General features: G+C 56.1%; 17 protein-coding genes. 11 read left to right on the top strand and 6 right to left on the bottom strand.

The genetic code is table 11. From position 1 onward, the window contains the following. Positions 1 to 64 precede the first annotated feature (64 nt). The 4 genes from gcvA (at position 65) to ACFO5Q_RS14060 (ending at position 3,320) form a co-directional block, all read left to right on the top strand. Positions 65 to 988 carry a transcriptional regulator GcvA gene (gene gcvA, locus ACFO5Q_RS14075; RefSeq protein WP_068143693.1) on the top strand — a complete coding sequence of 308 codons (924 nt, stop codon included), beginning with the start codon at positions 65 to 67 and terminating at the stop codon, positions 986 to 988. 4 nt (positions 989 to 992) lie between these two features. Further along, entirely contained in the window at positions 993 to 1,757 is a 765-nt protein-coding gene (locus ACFO5Q_RS14070) for a substrate-binding domain-containing protein (protein WP_068143691.1), read from the top strand. A 65-nt stretch (positions 1,758 to 1,822) separates the two neighbouring features. Further along, on the top strand, positions 1,823 to 2,563 hold the full coding sequence (locus ACFO5Q_RS14065) for a GGDEF domain-containing protein (protein WP_068143690.1): 741 nt from the start codon (positions 1,823 to 1,825) through the stop codon (positions 2,561 to 2,563). A 97-nt stretch (positions 2,564 to 2,660) separates the two neighbouring features. Continuing rightward, entirely contained in the window at positions 2,661 to 3,320 is a 660-nt protein-coding gene (locus tag ACFO5Q_RS14060; protein ID WP_068143689.1) for a hypothetical protein, read from the top strand. 3 nt (positions 3,321 to 3,323) lie between these two features. On the opposite strand, the gene ACFO5Q_RS14055 is transcribed toward ACFO5Q_RS14060, so the two are convergent. Together ACFO5Q_RS14055 and ACFO5Q_RS14050 are read right to left on the bottom strand one after the other, a co-directional pair. Next, complete coding sequence (locus ACFO5Q_RS14055; protein WP_156431852.1) at positions 3,324 to 4,085, bottom strand: MipA/OmpV family protein; 762 nt, start codon at positions 4,083 to 4,085, stop codon at positions 3,324 to 3,326. A 151-nt stretch (positions 4,086 to 4,236) separates the two neighbouring features. Continuing rightward, positions 4,237 to 6,864 (bottom strand): M14 family zinc carboxypeptidase, encoded by a 2,628-nt coding sequence (locus tag ACFO5Q_RS14050; RefSeq protein WP_231727059.1) that lies wholly within the window; start codon positions 6,862 to 6,864, stop codon positions 4,237 to 4,239. 134 nt (positions 6,865 to 6,998) lie between these two features. Here ACFO5Q_RS14050 and ACFO5Q_RS14045 point away from each other — a divergent pair, with 134 nt between their 5' ends. The 4 genes from ACFO5Q_RS14045 to ACFO5Q_RS14030 all read left to right on the top strand — a co-directional run bounded on the left by ACFO5Q_RS14045 (position 6,999) and on the right by ACFO5Q_RS14030 (position 10,439). Continuing rightward, complete coding sequence (locus ACFO5Q_RS14045; protein WP_068143684.1) at positions 6,999 to 7,289, top strand: HNH endonuclease; 291 nt, start codon at positions 6,999 to 7,001, stop codon at positions 7,287 to 7,289. A 46-nt stretch (positions 7,290 to 7,335) separates the two neighbouring features. Then, complete coding sequence (locus ACFO5Q_RS14040; RefSeq protein ID WP_082719656.1) at positions 7,336 to 8,262, top strand: alpha/beta fold hydrolase; 927 nt, start codon at positions 7,336 to 7,338, stop codon at positions 8,260 to 8,262. 78 nt (positions 8,263 to 8,340) lie between these two features. After that, a complete protein-coding gene (locus ACFO5Q_RS14035) occupies positions 8,341 to 9,576 on the top strand; it encodes an MFS transporter (RefSeq protein ID WP_197420917.1) in 1,236 nt (411 codons plus the stop codon). A gap of 5 nt (positions 9,577 to 9,581) precedes the next feature. Then, positions 9,582 to 10,439: a D-amino-acid transaminase gene (locus tag ACFO5Q_RS14030; RefSeq protein ID WP_068143675.1), complete on the top strand. Its 858-nt coding sequence runs from the start codon at positions 9,582 to 9,584 to the stop codon at positions 10,437 to 10,439. Here the strand turns inward: ACFO5Q_RS14030 and ACFO5Q_RS14025 are convergent. The 4 genes from ACFO5Q_RS14025 to ACFO5Q_RS14010 are packed head-to-tail and all read right to left on the bottom strand — an operon-like array spanning position 10,436 to position 14,249. Continuing rightward, positions 10,436 to 10,864 (bottom strand): hypothetical protein, encoded by a 429-nt coding sequence (locus tag ACFO5Q_RS14025; RefSeq protein ID WP_068143672.1) that lies wholly within the window; start codon positions 10,862 to 10,864, stop codon positions 10,436 to 10,438. The genes ACFO5Q_RS14030 and ACFO5Q_RS14025 overlap by 4 nt on opposite strands. A gap of 43 nt (positions 10,865 to 10,907) precedes the next feature. Further along, on the bottom strand, positions 10,908 to 12,245 hold the full coding sequence (locus ACFO5Q_RS14020; protein WP_068143670.1) for a mechanosensitive ion channel family protein: 1,338 nt from the start codon (positions 12,243 to 12,245) through the stop codon (positions 10,908 to 10,910). A gap of 9 nt (positions 12,246 to 12,254) precedes the next feature. Further along, positions 12,255 to 12,707 (bottom strand): nucleoside deaminase, encoded by a 453-nt coding sequence (locus ACFO5Q_RS14015; RefSeq protein WP_082719693.1) that lies wholly within the window; start codon positions 12,705 to 12,707, stop codon positions 12,255 to 12,257. Positions 12,708 to 12,716: 9 nt separating this feature from the next. Further along, complete coding sequence (locus ACFO5Q_RS14010) at positions 12,717 to 14,249, bottom strand: serine hydrolase domain-containing protein (protein ID WP_068143668.1); 1,533 nt, start codon at positions 14,247 to 14,249, stop codon at positions 12,717 to 12,719. A gap of 178 nt (positions 14,250 to 14,427) precedes the next feature. Between ACFO5Q_RS14010 and ACFO5Q_RS14005 the strand changes: the two genes are divergently transcribed. The 3 genes from ACFO5Q_RS14005 to ACFO5Q_RS13995 all read left to right on the top strand — a co-directional run bounded on the left by ACFO5Q_RS14005 (position 14,428) and on the right by ACFO5Q_RS13995 (position 19,683). Continuing rightward, the gene (locus ACFO5Q_RS14005) at positions 14,428 to 15,474 is read left to right on the top strand and encodes a pseudouridine synthase (protein WP_082719655.1); all 1,047 of its coding nucleotides are present in this window, start codon (positions 14,428 to 14,430) and stop codon (positions 15,472 to 15,474) included. Continuing rightward, positions 15,471 to 16,022 carry a 16S rRNA (guanine(966)-N(2))-methyltransferase RsmD gene (rsmD, locus tag ACFO5Q_RS14000; protein WP_068143666.1) on the top strand — a complete coding sequence of 184 codons (552 nt, stop codon included), beginning with the start codon at positions 15,471 to 15,473 and terminating at the stop codon, positions 16,020 to 16,022. Before ACFO5Q_RS14005 ends, rsmD begins: the two co-directional genes overlap by 4 nt. Positions 16,023 to 16,662: 640 nt before the next feature. Beyond that, positions 16,663 to 19,683 carry a TonB-dependent receptor gene (locus tag ACFO5Q_RS13995; RefSeq protein ID WP_082719654.1) on the top strand — a complete coding sequence of 1,007 codons (3,021 nt, stop codon included), beginning with the start codon at positions 16,663 to 16,665 and terminating at the stop codon, positions 19,681 to 19,683. Positions 19,684 to 19,734: the final 51 nt, after the last annotated feature.

Here is a 19,734-nt window from a genome sequence, read left to right as displayed (position 1 = left end):
CTTTGCGCTCGCGCATCAAGTGCCTATGATGTAGTGAATTAGTTTTTCTAACGCAGGTTTGTTTATGAAACGCTCCCTGTTACCCCTGAATGCTTTACGTGCCTTCGATGCTGCTGCCCGTCATATGAGCTTTAAGCTCGCCGCCGATGACCTTTCGGTAACGCCAGCGGCGATCAGCCAGCAGATTCGCTCGCTGGAGGACTTCCTGGGTGTGGAACTATTCCGCCGCACCAACCGCTCGCTTGTCCTTACAGAGGCCGCGCAACTGTCGCTCGCGCCCCTCAAGGAAGGCTTCGAGCGTATGGAAGAAGCCGTCGATATCCTGACGGAATCGAAAACCTCTAATGTACTGAAGGTCAGCGTGTCGCCCTCCTTCGCCAGCAAATGGCTGGTGCCAAGGCTTGCAAGCTATTATGAGCGTCGCCCGGATGCGATTGTGAAAATCTCAGCCACCATGCAAATCACGGACTTCAAGGCCGAGGATGTTGATATCGCGATCCGCTATGGGCTTGGAAACTATACTGGCCTTTACCAGGAGGAAATCCTTCGGGAAACGGTCTTCCCTGTTTGCGCACCGGAACTGCTTGAGGGCCAACCCGATGCATCAAGCCCATGCGCCATTTTAAAGCACACACTGATCCATGATGACAGCACAGCCGAAGACGACAGCGTCCCCACCTGGGCCATGTGGATGAAGGCTGCAGGCGTTGAAGTGCCAGAGGGCATGCCTGCGCTGCACTTCAACAACCACGCCTTAGCGATTGAGGCTGCTGTTGCCGGTCGCGGCGTTCTGCTCGCACGGTCAGCCATTGCCGAGGAAGACCTGAAGGCCGGAAGGCTGGTTAAGCCGTTTGGCGAGGCAGTGCCGATCAATTTCGCGCACTATATCGTCTGCCCGGAAGATAAGCTGAAGAATGAACGCGTTCAGGACTTTATCGACTGGATCCGTTCAGAGACAGGGAACCAGGCTGCGCCAATCGAGGAGTAAGCCCATGAAACAGATGCTGCATTGCCTGCTTGCCGGTTTGGTGTTTGGGGGTGCAGCATTTGCCCAACCTGAAAAATCCACGCCTTCTCCAAGCAGCCCACTCTGCCTGAAATTGGGTGCCGATGAGACACTCGGCGCCCATTATGCAGCTTTCGAAAAGCTCATGACCGACCTTTATAGCCGCGCCGGCCTGTGCGCCAACTCCATCGCCATGTCGCCAAAGCGGATCGAGCAACTGATGGCAAACGGTGAGCTGGACGGCGACTGGTTTCGGCCATCGGAATATATAACCACACGCGGGCTTGAGCAGCAGATTGTACAGCAGGCCATTTTTGGCCTTGAGGCGCGCCTGATCTGGCTGAAGAAAAGTGGCTTTTCTGGTAATCCCGCAGACCTCAAGGGGCTTACCGTGGGCTACCGGGCGGGATTCCGCTGGATTGAAACCCATATTCCGCTCATGGGTGGCAAGCCCTTCGCCATCACTGGTGGCAGCCAGGTGAAAGCCCTTCTGGAGCATGGCCGCATCCAGGTTTACGCCACCAGCAGTGCCCATGAACCCAACGTCATAGCTGCCTTTGGCGAAGACGCAGACAAACTGACCAGCACCCGTTGGGCCACAGAACCCTTCTATCACCTGCTACAGCCCCGCCACGCAGACAAGATCCCCGCCCTGACAAAGGCTATCAAGGATATGATAAGGGACGGTGACATGCAGAGCCACCTGACCATGCCTGGGGTAATCGCTGTGCCGCTTCGAACAGGAAACTAAAGGTTGGTATCACAACCGGACCGCGCTAAAAAACATCAACGGGGGCAAGGGGAAATGAGGGGCCCATGCATTACAGGCAGGTACTATCCAACCGCACAGCACGCCGCCTGATCATATGGCGCACGCTTCAAGGCATGATCATGGGCAGCGGCGCACCCCTTGGTTGGGCCTGCATTCAGCTGCTGCGCGGCATCAACCTGCGAACCGACATTTCCGAAAACCTGCCTCTCTATCTTTATATGCTCTTCGGCACCATGCTTGTCTTCGCTGTTTTTGGGTCCTATGTCGGCAAACAGGAAAGCCTGATGCAACAAAGGTCGCTCCGGGATACGCTTACGGGCCTCTATAACCTGAGGCACTTCCGCGATCGCCTTGATGCAGAAATCATTGATGCCCGCCGCCAGGGCACGCCGCTTTCGCTGGTGTTTTTCGACCTGGATCATTTTAAACGGGTCAATGATACCTATGGCCACGGCGCGGGCGATATGGTGCTTTTGGCCGTTGCAGAATGCGTTTCAGGCGTGCTGCGCCGGAACGAGCTTTTGGCCAGGGTCGGCGGGGAAGAGTTTGCCGTCCTCCTGCCGCACACATCGCTCGAGCAGGCCACCCAACTGGCCGAACGACTCCGGGAAGTCATGCATGAATTGACCGTGACGGTTGACGGGACCACAGAGCTGTCCGTCACTATGTCTCTGGGCGTGGTCACACTGGCGACAGACGAAGGCGCAAAATCCTTCGCCGAGCGCGCCGACGCCGCCATGTATGAAGCCAAGCGCCTGGGACGTGACCGCGTTTTCACTGCGTAAAGCCCTTCATCGTAAAAGTTGAAATATCGAGCCAACATTCAACCTTTTTTTACATTTTGGCATCACTCTGAAGCCCGACAAAAAGGGGAGTCGAGCCATGACCAAAGCCATTCTTCAGGGACTTTTCATTTTGACGCTGATTATTGGCGTCAGCATTGCCGAAGCCTTGATGCCGCTTGCGCTCCCCGAAGCGCAAACCCCAAACCGATTCTATACCCCTGACGGCATGGAAGGCACACTGACCGGATGGCAGGCATGCCGCAAGGCGGGCTTGCAACTCGCACAAGGGCGCAGCGACCGCCAGATCAAGGGCCACTGCACCAATGGCTATGCAGTTTCACAAGCTGCCCAGGTCGAATTTTCCGACATCCGTGTCCATGACGAATTCAGTGCCTGCGCCTTTGGCACAAGCGAATACACGCCATACCGGCGGTTCGTTTCGGCCACGTTCCGAAACAAAGACACTGGGGTCTATGTTGCTCGCGTCCGGCTGCAGACTGTCAATCCATCCAACCTAGCCGACAGGGCTAGTAATACCATTGATGTTTGGCTTGACCCCGGAGCCAAATCACATACTTGCCTTGGTATTGTTTTCGAGTTTGATACAGAGGAAGAGGCTCGCCTCTTTGATGAGAGTGCCGCAAGCATGCAGATCGAACCATTGGATGTTTACGGCGTTTCAAACAATCCCATCGAACGACCTTCCCTGCCCAGCAAACTACCATTTGGCAAGCTGCCGGAAGAATCCAACGCCTGACACCTAAAAACTGTAGGACAGCCCGAGCGCCACAGAAAGCTGATAGTCTTTGTCAATGGCTGGGCTGACGCGGATGTCTTTGTCCAGATAGATGGCATTGACAAGGCTGATCAGGCTTACGCTGCCACTGAGCTTATAAATGGCCATAACGCCAGCCTCCAGGTTGAGAGCCTTGGTGTTCGGCTGGAAAACCGGCAGGATAACCGCCTTTTCTTTTTCAATCATTCTGGCCTGCTGCTCCGGCGTCGTGCCCCAAAGGTAATTCGTCAGGTCCTGGTCCTGCCAACTGACGCCAACCCTAGGCGTGACATCGAGCTTGTCGGAGCGGAAGGTATAGCTATAGGCAGCCTGCAGCTCCATGCCGCCTGACGTCCCTGTAGCGTCATGAAGCCCCGAGACTGTCAGCTTACCGAAAGTACCCTCAAGGCCGAAACGAACACCGGCGTCTGCTGTCACCTTGTTACGGCTGGAACCGGGCAACATCCGTGCCGCACCGACGAGGTCGATTGAGAACGCAAGAGGCACGTCGTCTGCGGGCTTCAGCAGATGATATCCCATTTGCAGCCCCTGAATGAAGAACCGGTCCCCGTTATAAGAGATATAGGGGAACGCGTTAAACTCGCCGTCCTCCGCCGCGAACGGTGAAGTTCCATAGATGCCTATTGCACCCACCGACCATTTCGGAGGCCCGCCCTGAGCCTGACCTGGGGCAGACAAAAAGATCGCCACAATCCCCACCAATGCGGCCTGAAAGCATTTCAGCATAACTACCTCGCGCTGTCTTGTTGGCAGCCGTTCGGCCGCGATATTTTTCAACCTTCTTACCCGTCATACGTCGCGAAATGCCCGCATGGATCACACAAAAAAAGCCGCGGCGAACCGCGGCTTTTGAAAGGTCCAGACTGATAGCTGGTGACTATTCTTCAACGGCCTGTTCATCTGCCTCGTCAGCGTATGACCGGTCAAAGGCTGTCGAGAAGAAGAGCGCATTCAGGAACAGCTTTTCCGTACCCAGATAGGTGGCCCGGAAATTGGGGTTGTCTGCAAACAGAATAATCGCCCCTTCCCCCATGCGCTCAGCCGTCATCATCGGCGTGCCCTTCAGTTCTGAAATCCGCCGCTCAGACGCATAGCCAGACAACAGCGGGCTCTCCGTATAAACGGCGACCTGAGCGTATGGGTCTTTCGGCACGGGAAGCTTAGTGGCGGTGTTCTTGTTGGACGCCATCATGCGGCGCACAAGACCAAAGCCCATCGGGTGCGTTATGTCCAGGTCACTCTCAAAAAGAGCGCCACCAATGACATGCTCTGCATCCTTCTGGCCTTTGTCAGCGTAGGCGAGGCGCGCAGGCACTGCATCATCCTTGTTCTCATCCTTCTCGTCCTTCTTGCCGTTTCCGGTGATATATTTGGCGGCCCAGTCAGCCCCCTGGCGGGAGGCTATAATTGTGCCTCCGCCCTTCACCCACGCCTTGAGGTCATCCGCCATATCTTTGGGCAACACGTCGCCGCGACCGCCAACAAGAATGAGGTGCGTATAACGGCGCATGTCGATACTTTTGAGGCGGTCCTGGCGCACAAGCGTGACCGGCATATTCATCCGGTGATCCAGAAGGTGCCATACCTCGCCCGCGTCATAGGGGGACATCTTGCCGCCCACTACCAGAAGCGGCTTGATGGGCTTGAGGTCAGTCACAGAATTGCGGCCGCCAAGGTCTGCGCCGGCATCCAGCGTATGGCCCGATGTCGCGGCGTGAATGATCAGATCGTTATCAGCCGCGATCTCTTTCATCAGCGCATGAATGTCGTTGGCAGGAACGGTTTGCAAGTCACGCTGCACAATGATGGCGCCCCGATCGAACGAAATAACGCCACTGGTTGTCTGAACGCGGATAGGTTCCTTGGAAACACGCGCCATAACGCCCGCTTCAAGAAGCCGCGACACAGCGCGCGGCGCGTAATAGTCAGACCAACGGAACACATAGGCGTAAGGCGCTTCCTGCGGCTCGGCCGCCACCTTGTATGCATCAGGTGCCTCATCGCCGATTTTGCCACGCAGGCTGCCTTTCAATTCGGCATAATCAAGGCCGTAGGCGAGCGGGAGCGTCCAGCCCGACACGTCATAGAAGACCTTGTCTGGAAACTCCGTGATGCGGTTAAAGAGCGCTTTTGCCATGCGGTATTGCCGCTGGTTCATCGGCACAACAAAAGCTCCTTCGCCAAAAATACGGCCATCTGCCCTCAAGCTACCATTCAGCGCGTAGGCTTTCACGTCATGGCGACCCAAAAGCTCGATAAATTTGTGCAGGCGAACAGGGTCTTCCGGCGCCTGAAACACATAACCACTTACATCATCATGCTTGGCCGCTTCCATCGCGGTCTCATAGAACTCGCGCTGATATGCATGCAGGCTGGCCCGCATAGCAGCCGCACCCTCAATAGTCGACAGACTGGTCAGAAGATGGTTGCGGATGTTGTTGGCGTAGGTCTTGATGCCCTGGTCGCTTTCGCGCGCAATACCCATCTGGGCACCGGCTTCAAAGAGAACACCGAGAGAGCCGTTGACCTGCGGGTAGGTCGACCCCTTGCCGATATAATAGTTGTCGAAGCCCTCTTCGGAAAAATAGAGCGACTTTTCGCGGTCAAGCGTTTGCTGGTGATAGTCCGCGAGCTCAACAAGAAGTTCCCGCCCCCTGGTAGGGATCAGCGGGTATTTCCGCGTCGGCACACCTGGGTGGAAATAATAGGTACTGTTGGGGCCCATCTCGTGGAAGTCAGCCGACACCTGCGGCTTCCACTTGTGCCACTGGGTCAGCCACGCGCGGCTTTCAGGCTGGGTCTGCAACAGCCACTGGCGGTTGAGGTCAAACCAATAGTGGTTGGTGCGCCCACCCGGCCAGATCTGTTTATGCACCTCGTGTTCCGGGTCGGTGGCTCTTACGTCAGAGCCATACTGCGTTACCCAGGCACCACGGCGGGCGTGACCGTCCGGGTTGAAAATCGCGGTAATCAGGATCACGCTGTTCTCAAGCGTATCGTTGATTTTGTCGCCGCGAGCCGACGCAAGATGATAAAGCGCCGGGACCGCCGCATCCATACCGCTGGATTCAGCGCCATGCACACCGTAGTTCAGCCAGGTAACGACCGGCAGGTCATCAGAGGCCTGCGATGCGGTTTCAGGGTTGCTGCGCAACAGATGATTCTGGCGAATTTCTTCGAGACGCGCGAGGTTTTCCGGGCTGGAGACGGTGATGAAAAGGATCGGCCGACGCTCATGGCTATAGCCAATGGTTTCCACCACCATGCGCGGACTGGCGGACGCGAGCTCGCGAATATAGGCCACCATCAGGTCATGCCGGATTGGCTGGTCACCGATGTCATGACCAAACACTTCTGCTGGCTTGGCCACAGTCTGGTCATAGTCGGTGCCTTCAATGAGGAAATAGTCCAGCGGTTCGGCGAAAGCGCCTGTCGCCATGAGCACTACCGCGACACTGGCCCCGACACTCCGACTAACCAAACGATTGACGATATTTTTGATCATCCCTGTCCCCTGTAATTGATTTGCTTGCGCGCATCATAGTCGACGCGGCAACTGACATCCAGACTTCCCAGTGCGCAACCGGGAGACCCCCGTCCGGACTTTATAATTCTCTCACACGGTATACATATAGAGCGATGGAAGAGAAAAACACATGTCCGTTATGTGATCGCCCGCTCGGCCAAGCCGTTGAAATGCATCACCTAATCCCGAAAAGTCAGGGCGGCCGGGAAACCATTCCGCTACATCCGATTTGCCACCGCAAGATTCACGCCCTATTTAACGAGAAAGAGCTGGCAAAACGCTTCTCAACCATTGAGGCTCTGCGGCAATCGGAGGAAATCAGCCTGTTCATAGAGTGGCTGAAGGGAAAACCCGCCGATTTTTACCGCAAGACCAAGCCCAAGGGTGGAAAAAGGCGCCGTTAGAGGGTATGTCCCCGCCAGCGAAAAAGAAACTAAGCTGGATGGAAACATGCAACAAGCGCCAATGACGCTCGAAAAATGGGGCAAGTGCGGCAAATATTTCGAGTGGCAGGATCACCATATCTACTACCAGCGTGGCGGTAGCGGCGAGGTGCTGTTGACCCTGCATGGTTTCCCCACCTGCAGTTGGGATTGGGCCTGGGTTTCCAAAGACCTGATCAAGGATTTCCATATGATCGTACCGGACCTGATGGATTATGGCCGGTCGCTCAACAGCCGCAAGAAGACCTGCACCATCATGGACCAGGCAGATATGCTTGAAGCCTTGATGGCGCACAGGGAAGTGAATGAAGCACATATCCTAGCGCACGACGTGGGCGACACCGTAACGCAGGAACTGCTGGCGCGCCAAAACGAGGGCAAGCTCTCCTTCCGGATCAAGAGCGTACTGTTCCTGAATGGTGGCATGCTGCCGCACCTGCACCGTCCCCGCACCGTCCAGACGCTGCTTGCCGGCAAGGCCGGGCCGCTGATCGCGCGCTCTGCATCCAAGAAGAAATTCCTTACTGGTTTTGCAGATGTCTTTGGCCCCAACACCCGGCCAAGCGGCAAGATGCTGGAAGAATTCTGGCCCGCCATGCTCGGCGTGAATGGTCGCGGCGCTTTTGCCCGCCGCATCCGCTACATGCATGAACGGCAGGAGCACGCTGACCGCTGGGTTGGCGCTCTCAAACAAACCATCGCGCCGATGATGCTGATCAACGGCTTGGCTGACCCTGTGTCCGGTGCGCACGCCGCGGACGGTATCGAGCGCGAGATCGGCATGAAAGTTGTGCGCCTACCGGGCATTGGTCATTTCCCGCAGATTGAAGCACCAGAGACCATCGTGGAACTGGTGCATCAGTTCCAGGACTGCATTGTACGGAACGGCTATGTGCAGCCAACGCCACTCAAACACTCAGCTCGGACATCATAATATAAAGATTTCTTTATATTTTAAATGCTGATATAAGCCCGATTCAACGACGCTGAAAATTGCGCGATGGAGAAGGGCATGACAAGCCACACCAAAGATAAAAAGCACCCGCCTACAAGGGCAATCCTTGCCTTCCTGACAATTGTCGCAGGCACAGTGATGGGGCTCGCGGGGATTGATCTGGTGCTGCCGTCGGTGCCTTTCATGCCGGAAATATTCGGCACTACCCAGGCAAATGCGCAGCTTGTGTTGGCAGCCTATGTTGCAGGTTCGACGGTTGGGCTTCTGTTGTTTGGCACCCTTGCCAGCTATTTTGGGCGCAGACGCCTGTTTATCGCATCCCTTGCGGCTTTTGCTCTTGTCTCATTGGCCGCAAGTTTCGCTACCGATATCTGGACACTTAACGCGCTCAGGCTGCTGCAGGGGGCGGCGGCCAGTGGTTCAGCCGTATTGGCTCCCGGCCTGATCCGGGGCCTGTTTTCCGAACTGGGTGCTGTGCGCGCCATCAGCGCTATGGGCAGTATCGAAGCCCTGGTGCCCGGCCTCGCCCCCATCGCCGGCGCCTGGATGCACAAGGCTTACGGCTGGCAGATGTCGTTCAATCTGACAGGCGTCTTGTGCCTGATTATCTGCCTGATCGTCTTTGTCATCCCCTCCCTATTGCCGCATATCGGCCGCAAGATAGGCGACGCCCCCTCAAGCTATATGAAAGTAATCTCGAACCCTACATTCCTGCGCTATGGCCTGAGCCATGCGCTGATCCTAGGCGGCCTGCTGACGTTCGTCTTCTCCGCGCCCGCAGTAATCATCCAGACAATGGACGGCACGATCGACGACTTTATCCTGATGCAGTTCATCGGCGTCAGCTGCTTCATCCTGTCGGCAAACCTTGCAGGTAATTTTGTCAAACGCTGGGGCGTTGAAGCCATCATCACAGCCGGAACCTGGCTGTCCCTTCTGGGGACACTGCTTCTGGCTGTCTATGCCGTTACAGGCAAAAACGATCCGACAGACCTGGCCACGCTCTTCTGGGTATTGAATACAGGCCTTGGCATCCGCGGCGGCGCAGGGTTCGTGCGGGCGCTTTCGGCCAGCCACGGCGATGATGAGCGCGCCTCTGCCATCATCATCCTGGCGACCACCGGGATCGCGGCACTTGGCACAGCCATAGTCGCCCCCTTTATCCTCAAGGGACTGATGGCACTGACCATCACCGTGGTTGCCATAATTTTCCCTGCGGTTATTCTCATTCTCGCCATCAAGCCGCTTGAAGATGAAGGCGAACAAGAGATCCTAGAGCCCGGTCAGGAGTAACCCCCATGTCCCGCATTGCCTATGTAAATGGTGCCTATGTGCCCATGTCGGAAGCCTATGTTCATATTGACGACCGCGGCTACCAGTTTGCCGACGGTGTTTATGAGGGCGTATCCATCAGGCATGGTAAATTGATCGACCTCGAGCCTCACCTCGACCGGCTATGGCGATCGCTGGGAGAACTTCAGATGATGGCCCCGATGGACCGTGGGCCCATGCGGTTTGTACTTAAGGAAGTAGTGCGCCGGAACCGCATCAAGGATGGATTCCTCTATCTCCAGATCACACGCGGCGTTGCCCCAAGGGACCATCCGTTCCCAGCGCAGACGCCCTGGCCCGCAATGGTGGTTACAGCCAAACGGCTGAACTTCGACGCGATTACCGAGCGCGCGCTGAAAGAGGGCGTCGCGGCATCAAGTCAGCCGGACATCCGCTGGGGCCGGTGCGATGTGAAATCCACATCACTTCTGCCGAATATCCTGGCCAAGCAGGCCGCGCGCGAGGCAGGCGCGTTTGAGGCTGTCATGTATGACCAGGCTGGCCATGTGACTGAGGGCAGCAGCACCAATATCTGGATGGTAACGAAAGACGGCACGCTGGTAACACGGTCAACGGCTGACAACATCCTGCCCGGCGTTACACGGGCAAGCGTGATGAAGGTGGCCAAAGACCTGCAGATGAAAGTGGAAGAGCGCGCCTTCACGCTGGAGGAAGCACTGGGCGCCGCTGAGATGTTCCTCACATCCAGCACCAGCTGCGCCATGCCGATCATCACGCTTGACGGGCAAAAGATTGGCGACGGCACCCCGGGCCCCGTCGCCAAACGGTTGGTTGAAGCCTACAAGGCCTTCATGGGCACCTAATCAGCAGCGGCCTCGCCTGCGCCAAAGCCCATGCCCTTGCCCCACATGAAGGACATCAGCGCGCCGACAATGGCACCAAACACCAGATGCATGATATCAAGCGGCAAGCGTGTCTCCTGCGGGAAATCCTTCAGCATGGTGTACCAAATGTTGTCAGTTGCCAGCAGGTAAAGCCCCACCATGAACCCGAACATGGCACCAGCCTTCAGGTCTGCACTGCCGACAGCCTTGCCGAACAGCCACACGAAGGCGATTGTCTGCACAAGGTGATAGCCCATTATTGGTACCACTGTTTCTTCTTGTGGCTTCAAAGCCATCATGCTGGCTTCAAAGGCATCCGCAAACATCATCGGCCCTACTGTGTAGAGAATGCCAAAGGCAATAAACGCAACAACTATATTCAGGATAAATTTTCCAACATTCATCGGTCCCTCCCCTAACTGTTGGATGATCTATCCCCTTCTGTCGTTACTCAGCACCCTTTTTTTGCTTATCCCCAAAAGTCTCCAGGCCATCCTTGTGAACGGTATGGCCTTCATCGTGCCGCAAGTGTACCACACGTTGCGGGAACGGAAATTCAATGTCATTCTCGTGGAACAGGTCCCAAATGTGCAGCATCACATCGCTGGCGATGTTGGAAACGCCATGCTGCGGGTCCTCTATCCACATCCGTAGCTCAAGATCCACGCCATCAGCGCCAAACCCCTTGATCAAGGTCCTGGGCGCCGGGTTATTCAGAACGCGCTGTTCCCTGCCGGCGGCCTCCACCATCAGGTCCATCGCCTTCCTGATATCGCTGTCATAGGATACCTGCACAGGCACACGGCGGCGCACGAGACGGTGGCTATGCGACCAGTTGATCACCGGCTGGGTAATCATGTCCTCATTCGGAATCAGGAATTCTGTACCGTCACGCGTGATGACACTGGTGTAGCGCGCAGCAAGGCGGTTGATGGTGCCGTAGGTGCCTTGCGTCTCAATCACATCGCCAGGCTTGATGGAGCGATCCATCAACAGGATGATGCCGGAGATAAAGTTACCTACAACCTTCTGCAGACCGAAACCGATACCCACACCAAGCGCACCACCGAAGACTGCTAGAGCCGTCAGATCAATACCCGTGGCATTCAGGGAAACCAGGAAAGCAAGAGATACCAGGATGATCTTGCCTGACTTGGTCATCAGCACGCGTGCGCTGGGCGGCACGCTGGATAGCCCCCTGACCTGCTTCTCGAGCAGTGCTGACAGTGCAAGAGCTACCCACAAGACAACCGCAAAGGTGAAGACGCCCTGGATGATATCGAGAACGCTGATAGATGCTTCCCCGAGCGGCAGATGGGCATCGTCCAGCACAATCACAATCGGGCTGAGAAGCCCAACTATGTTTAGTGCCGCAACAGACCAGGCAATGCCAGCAACCAGGCGCGCCAATTCCCGGTTCTGAATCAGGCTGACTGCCAGGCGGATCACCAGCCACGCAGAAAACAGGCTTGTCGCTATAGACAGGAGATAGGGCGATGCCACCCAAGGGCTCATGACCAGGATCGCCGTCCACAAGAGCATGATCGCCAGCGCTGTCGACAGGATCGGCTGTAGCCGGGCTTCGATCTTCAGCATCCATTTGTGCTCGCCGAAGGCCTTCATCAATCCGCCATGGATGCGGCTCGAGGCAAAGCGCGACAGCAGGACCGAAAAAATTATGATGGCAAGCTCAAGGAGGCGGACAGGCTCGAGCACATTGGCCTTTGCCCACACCCAGCTTTCGCTCAACAATGCGATAATCTGTGCCTTGAGTTCTTCTCCCATGACAGGAGTTTAACGCCTTGTTTTAAAAAAGTCTCTAAGCAATTGAGCGCTTTCCCGCTCAAGAATTCCACCATAAATCTCGGGCCTATGGTGAGTTGTCTTCTGGCTGAAAATCCGCGCCCCCACCGTTATGCCGCCGCCCTTCTCATCGTCAGCACCATAATAAAGCCTGCGGATGCGCGCGAAGGCGATGGCCTGGGCGCACATGGCGCAGGGCTCGAGCGTGACATAAAGATCGCAGCCCTCCAGCCGTTCCGACCCAAGAAGCTTCGCTGCCTGCCGGATCGCGATCAGTTCCGCATGGCCGGTGGGGTCCTTGGCCCCCACCACATCATTGCCCGCGGCTGCGAGGACGAGGCCGTTCGGCCCCACCACGACAGCACCGATGGGAACCTCACCACGGTCGGCAGCCTTCCGGGCTTCGTCAAGCGCCCGGTGCATATGCGGGAATGTATCAATCATGCCCATTCTTTAGCGCGATTGATCGACCTCGCCAACACAAGCTTTGCCCGCCTGCTTCTCAAATTGACCACCTTCCCATTCAAAAGATGGCATGCCAGCTTCGCTATACTCGACCTTGAGCTTGCTTGGTTCGCCGTACGCGCGCTCCATAATGCGGGCAACACCGTCAGGCCCAGAGATGACTTCCGCGCTGAAACGGCCAATTTTGAAGGTCAGTTTACCGTCAGCCTCACACAAGCTGGCCTCACCATAGGCATCAGACGAATAGAGGCCGATCAGATCCTGCCGAAGCTTTGCAGCGCCTGCCATTGTGGCGCCCCGGAGGGCCTGCTCGCGAATACGGCCACGAAAATTGGCATACCCCAACTGGCTTTCGACCCGGCCCGCGAGGCGTTCTATTGCCTTGTCGTCCGCGCCTTCAAGCCCAAGGGCATAATCAAGCCCCTGCTGCACGGCGTTCCAGCCAAATGTCCAGCCGAAGGCACGTGCCCCGTTGATGGAAGAGACGACAAGGTCGTCATCCGGCAGATACAACATAAAGATCATCATGCCGTCATAGGTCCCGCCGTGGTAGAGCACACGGTGACCAGCATAATCACAGGTTTGCCAGCCCAGCGCATATCCCGTGCACGTCATGTCGGCATACTTCTTGGGCTTCTCACGTTTTACATACGGCGTTTGTGCGACTTCATATATGGCGTCCGCAAACACCTTGCGCGTCACATTGGCCTGAAGCCAGCGCACTGCGTCCCCGGTGGAAACAAACAGGCCGCCTGCCGGATGCATCAGGTCGTCAGCTTTGGCTTTTGCCGGTGTCCAGCCCTCCTTGGCATTGGGATCATAGTGGTTCCCGAGCGCGATCTTATCTGATGAAATTTCACTTGGCTTTGTGGAGGCGCTTGCCAAACCAAGCGGCTGGAAAATATCGCTTGCCAGCCAGTCATGCCAACTGCGACCGGTTTTTTGCTCCAGAACCGCCGCATAGATCAGATACCCAAGATTGTCGTAGGAAAACCCCGGCTCTATGGAAACGCTGCTGCCTTCAAGGATGGCCTCATAATCCGCAAGGCTCGTGCCGCCCACATAGGCAGTGCGCACCACAAGCGGGTCGTTCTCAAATCCAAAATTGTGGGTCAGCAGGTCGCGCATCGTGATGCCCGCTGCATCGATGGGCGCGGGCAGCTCAAGGCTCGGCCATTCATCAGCAAGCGTGGCATCAAGGGATAGCACGCCTTCCGCGTCCAGCCTGGCGGCCAGGAGACCGACAAAGCTTTTGGTGACAGAGGCAATATAAAGCGGGGAATCCAGCTCAAGCGGGGAATCCTGGCCAAGAATACGTGGCCCCTTCAGTCGGCTGTATAGCAGTTTATCACCATTTGCGATTGCCAAGCTGTAGCTGGGCGGCGCCAGCGGGCTTGCCTCAGCCTCCGCCAGAAAGGCGTCAAGCTTGCTATTGTACGGGGCAGCATCCTGATCGGCGGACGCAGAAATGGAAAGACTGAGGGCCGCAATGCAGCAGCCCAGCTTTTGGGATATTTTCATTTTTCACTCGCTATCGTTTTTATTTCGGCCCTTATGGGCTCTCTCGCTATCTATGTAGCAGTGGCTTTCTACTACATTAGTCGTAGAAGTCAAGTCGATTGCCTGAGCGCATGAAGACGAATATCTTGCAAGCAGCCTTGGCTGCGCCTATGGTCCGCGCAACAGAAAGCGGTTGATAATGAGCGACGAAAATAAAACAGAAGAGACTGCCCCAGACATGCCTGCTGAACGCATCGCCAAAGTACTGGCGCGCGCTGGCGTTGGCTCGCGCCGCGACGTGGAACGCATGATCGGTGAAGGCCGCGTCTGGCTGGACGGCAAGAAGCTGGAAACCCCGGCCGTATTGGTCTCCAGCCTCAAAGGCATCACGGTTGACGGCGAACCTATCGGCGACGTGCGCGAAACCAAGCTTTGGCGCATGCACAAGCGCCGCGGCACGCTGACCACCCACAAGGACCCGCAAGGCCGACAGACAGTGTTCGACAACCTGCCGAACCACGTTGGCCGGGTGATCGCCATCGGCCGACTGGACATGAACACAGAGGGCCTGTTGTTGCTCACCAACGATGGCGAACTTGCCCGCTGGATGGAGCTGCCGTCCACGGCACTGGTGCGCCGCTACCGGGTGCGCGCCTATGGCCGCGTAGACGAAAAGGCATTAGCGAGCCTCAAGGACGGTGTCACCATAGACGGCGTCCATTATGGCGCGGTTGAGGCCAAGCTGGAGCGTCAGGCTGGCGCCAACGCCTGGATCACTGTAGCCATTCGTGAAGGTAAGAACCGCGAGGTCCGGCGCGTGATGGAACATCTGGGGCTCGAGGTTAACCGCCTGATCCGCACCCATTATGGTCCCTTTGCCCTTGGCAACCTACCACTTGAAGGGGTCGCAGCGGTTCCCGACAAACAGCTACGCGATGCCTTGTCAGGCTTCTTCGCCGAAGCGACAGGTAGCGTAGCGGCGCCCATCAAGAAACATGACCCCAGCAAATGGGCCAAGGCAAAGAAAGACGACAAGCCGAAGCCCGGCGCCAAGCGCCGCCGCAAGAGCCGCATTGCAGATGCCGATGCTCCCAAGCCTGGCATGCGCAAACCGCGCACCAAAGCAGACGGCAAGCCTCAGGGGAAAGACAAAGGAATGCCAACTGGACGGCCAACCGGCAAGCCTGAAGCACGCGGCAAAGGCCCTGCACCGAAGGGACGTCCGAACCGAGAGCCTAAGAAATGACACGCATCGTCGCCGGGCAGTTTCGCGGACGGCGGCTTGAAGTGCCAAAAGGGCGCGACGTGCGCCCCACCACGGACCGTATGCGCGAGCGCCTGTTTTCCATGCTGATGCATGCCCGGTATCCGGATATGACCGGCGCTGTGGTGGCGGACATTTTCGCGGGAACCGGCGCGCTTGGGCTTGAGGCGCTATCGAGAGGTGCCGACAAGGTCACTTTCGTCGAACAAGCCCGCCCTTCAATCGCCTGCATCAACGCCAACATCGCAACGCTTGGCGTGGCCCCAAAAACCACCGTCCTGTCCAAAGATGCAACGAGGTTGCCCACTGCGACAGAGCCCTGCGATTTCATTTTTATGGACCCACCATACAGGAAAGGGCTCGTCCGCCCAACACTCGACGCTATCCTGGCGCAAGGCTGGCTGGCAGCAGACGGCGTGATTGTGTGCGAACAGGCTTCCGACGAGCCACTTGATATTCCGGACAAGCTTGAGGTCATAGATGACCGCAGCCAGGGCCAGCAACGGATTTTGTTCTTGCTCAGAAAATAGCACTTCCGGCGACTTTTGCACGAAGGACACCCCGTCAGACACACGTAACAGTCATGGCAGGCGGCCGGAGGCCAACACCATGTCCACTCGACCGCCTGTTTGCCAAGGTTGCCTTTACCCTGTCGTGTCCGAAATTGTAATGGCATGCCGAGGCAACACATTCTCCGGCGCATCTGCCCTGCGCCCCCCATCCAGGGTGGATGCGCCAACCTCCTTTGCACCAGACGACCCCGACCGCCCGATGAAACAAACCAGAATGCGGGCCTCTCACACCCACGACTCCAACTTTTTTCCACAAAAGTTCTTTTTTCGGGAGGGATGGCGACCAGCGAATTGTCTTATCCGCATAAACCTATTTTTGCTACCTAACCAACAATAGCAACTAACGTATAATAAAATATACTTTGGTGCTAATGTCGACACTAAACTAAACCAATTAAATAAACGCTAAATATAATCTAAATATTGATGTGATTTTTTTACTACGTATTTGAAATTTAAGAACTTTTTATTAAGTAAAAAAGCTTCATTTCATTTGAAACCAATCGAACAAGAGGGTCTTTTCTCCTGTATGTCGCGCCGCCCGCAAGAGCGGCGGACACAGAACATAGTTCTGCCATTTCACAGAGGAGGAAAACTCATGGCAAACACATTTGGCCCGGATCGCCTTAAGGGGGCGCGATCCAAATTTCTCGGCGGCACCGCCACAGCGCTAGCGCTGATGGCAATGGGTGCAAGCACTGCCTATGCGCAGGACGCTGACGCCGACACGGACGACATCAACCTTGAAGAAATCGTGGTAACGGGTTCCCTTATTAAAAACCCAAACCTGACACGCTCAGCACCGGTATCGGTGGTTTCTACAGACGAAATGGACTACCAGCAGGCTGGCGTTGCTGAGGAACTTCTCCGTGAAATTCCTGGCATGGTTCCTTCGATTGGTGCCCAGGTAAACAACGGTAACGGCGGTTTCTCATACGTGAACCTGCGCGGTATCGGCTCCAACCGGAACGTTGTACTTCTTGACGGTCGTCGGATGTCACCATCCGAACTTCAAGGCCGTACTGACCTGAACAACATCCCACTCGCAATCGTTGACCGCGTTGACGTTCTGACTGGTGGCGCAAGCACGACATATGGTGCTGACGCCGTTGGCGGTGTTACCAACTTCATCACCAAAAAGAACTTCACCGGCGTGGAAGCCAATGTTGCATACGGCACCACTGAAAAAGGCGATGGCGACACGAAGCGCTACGAAATTACTGTTGGTGCTGACCTGGATGACGGTCGCGGCAACGCAGTGCTGAGCATCGGTTACCAGAAGTCTGACGCTGTATTCCAGGGCGACCGTGACTTCTCCGAAGACACGCTCTTCTATTGGGATGGTACTGCAGGCGGTTCCGGCCTTGGCCCCTTCAACACCCGCTTCGGTAACGTAAACCCAACAGGCGCAGACAATGCCAACCTGCCACTGGGCGGCGTTCAGGATGACCGCACATTCGCTGCGGCCTTCACTCCATTCAACTACGCACCGTTCAACGTGTTCCAGACGCCATTTGATCGTTACAATATCTATGCGTCCGCAAACTATGAAATCGCTGACGGCGTTGAGGTTTACACTCGGGCAATCTTCTCGAAACAAACTGTAAGCACATTGATTGCACCATCCGGCGCATTTGGTGATTCGGTTGTTGTATCCCTGAACCATCCATATCTGTCCGACGCTCAGCGTAACGCATTCTGTGCGTTCGATACTGACCCGACAGCAGGCGTCTATACGCCACTTTACACTCAGGCAGAGTGTGACGCAGCAGGTGCCGCTGTTGATGCGACTGACCCGAACTACCGCACCGTGAACACTCAGCTTCGCCGTCGTAACGTAGAGGGTGGCCCACGGATCAGCGACTTCAACTCTACTTACTTCGACTACCAGGCTGGTATCCGCGGTGAGCTGGGCGACACTATGAACTGGGATGTTTACGCATCCTATGGCCAAGGTGACCAGACGCAGGTTCAAAAAGGCTACTGGATGAAGTCCCGCTTCCGCCAGGCGCTGCTTGCAGGCCCGAACGGCTGTAACGACTCATCAAACGGTTGTGTACCAGCTGACTACTTCGGCCCAACAGGTTCGATCACTGAAGAAATGAATGCCTTCCTGGCTGGCGGTGAAAGTAACATCACTACCAAGTTCGACATGGGTCAGGTTGTCGGCTCCCTGTCTGGTGAGCTCGACTTCACAACGCCATGGGCTTCCGATGGCCTGAACTTCGCTGTTGGTGGCGAGTGGCGTACTTACTCCGCATCCATCGAATCCGATCTGCTGTCGCAGTCGGGCGACCTTGGTGGTGCAGGCGGTGCCCAGCCAAACACCTACGGCGGTTACAGCGTTTATGAAGCCGTGGCTGAGGTTCTTATGCCAATCGTGCAGGACGCCGATTTTGCCAAGGAACTTACTTTTGAAGCCGGCATTCGTTATTCCAACTATACTGTGGATGACGAGACCAGCCCAAAGTATGACACGACGACCTGGAAACTGGGTCTGAGCTGGACGCCGATTGATGACGTAACCGTCCGCGGTACGTTCTCACGCGCTGTTCGTGCACCAAACATCACTGAGCTGTTTGCTCCGCAGAACACTGGTCTGACCAACCTGCAAAGTGATCCATGTGCAAGCGTGAACGACCAGGGCGTAAACAGCGGCAATGTTCCAACTGGCGCACTGCGCGATGTTTGTATCGCTCAGGGTGCTCCAGCAGGTGCGATTGGCTTCATTCCACAGCCAGCAGCTGGTCAAGCTAACGGTACCTTTGGTGGTAACCTCAACCTGCAGCCAGAGAAATCTGACAGCTGGACGATCGGTATTATTCTGCAGCCTGCAGCCATTCCAGGCCTTACGGTTACTGCGGATTACTACAACATCAAGGTTGACGGCGCGATCAACGCACCAGCACCAAACGACGTGATTGATGCTTGCTTCAACAACCCAAGCACTGACAACCCAGCTTGTTCGCAAATCGGTCGTTCGCCGATTGATGGTGGTCTTTCTGGTGACAGCGCTGTTGTTTCCGGTCTGAACCTCTTCACGTCGAACAACGGTAACATCGCGACAGACGGTATTGACTTCTCCGTATCTTACGGTATGGCGATCACTGACGATATCGACTGGGATTCCCGCGTATCTGGTAACTGGACCAACAGCTCCACGTTCCAGGCTGTAACCGGCGTATCGCTCGACCGTGAGTGTGTAGGCCTCTACAGCGCGAACTGTGCTTCGATCCAGCCTGAGTTCAGCTTCAACTGGCGGAACACGTTGTCGTTCGACAAGTTTGATGTGTCCCTGAACTGGCGCCACATCAGCAGCAACAAGTATGAGTTCTACGACGACCCAACCGACCCAACGTTCACAGGTGTTCCTGAGGGCCTGACGAAAGAATCTACTTTCGGCAAGACACCAGCCTACAACCTGTTCGATATGTCGGTACGCTACCGCGTTCTGGAAAACGTGACCCTCACCGGCACGGTTTCCAACCTGTTCGATAAAGAACCACCACTGACTGGTTCCTTCATCGGCTCAACAGGCTTCAACAGCGGTAACACATATCCGTCCACGTTCGACGCCCTGGGTCGCCGCTTCAGCATCCAGGCACGCATCACCTTCTAAGGTTGATGTGACATAGCAAAAAAGGAAGGCGGGCTTTTGGCCCGCCTTTTT

The sequence above is a fragment of the Kordiimonas lipolytica genome (assembly GCF_042651265.1).
Taxonomy (GTDB): domain Bacteria; phylum Pseudomonadota; class Alphaproteobacteria; order Sphingomonadales; family Kordiimonadaceae; genus Kordiimonas; species Kordiimonas lipolytica.
Note: the sequence above shows the minus strand (reverse complement) of the source record. Positions and strands in the feature narration are given on the sequence as shown.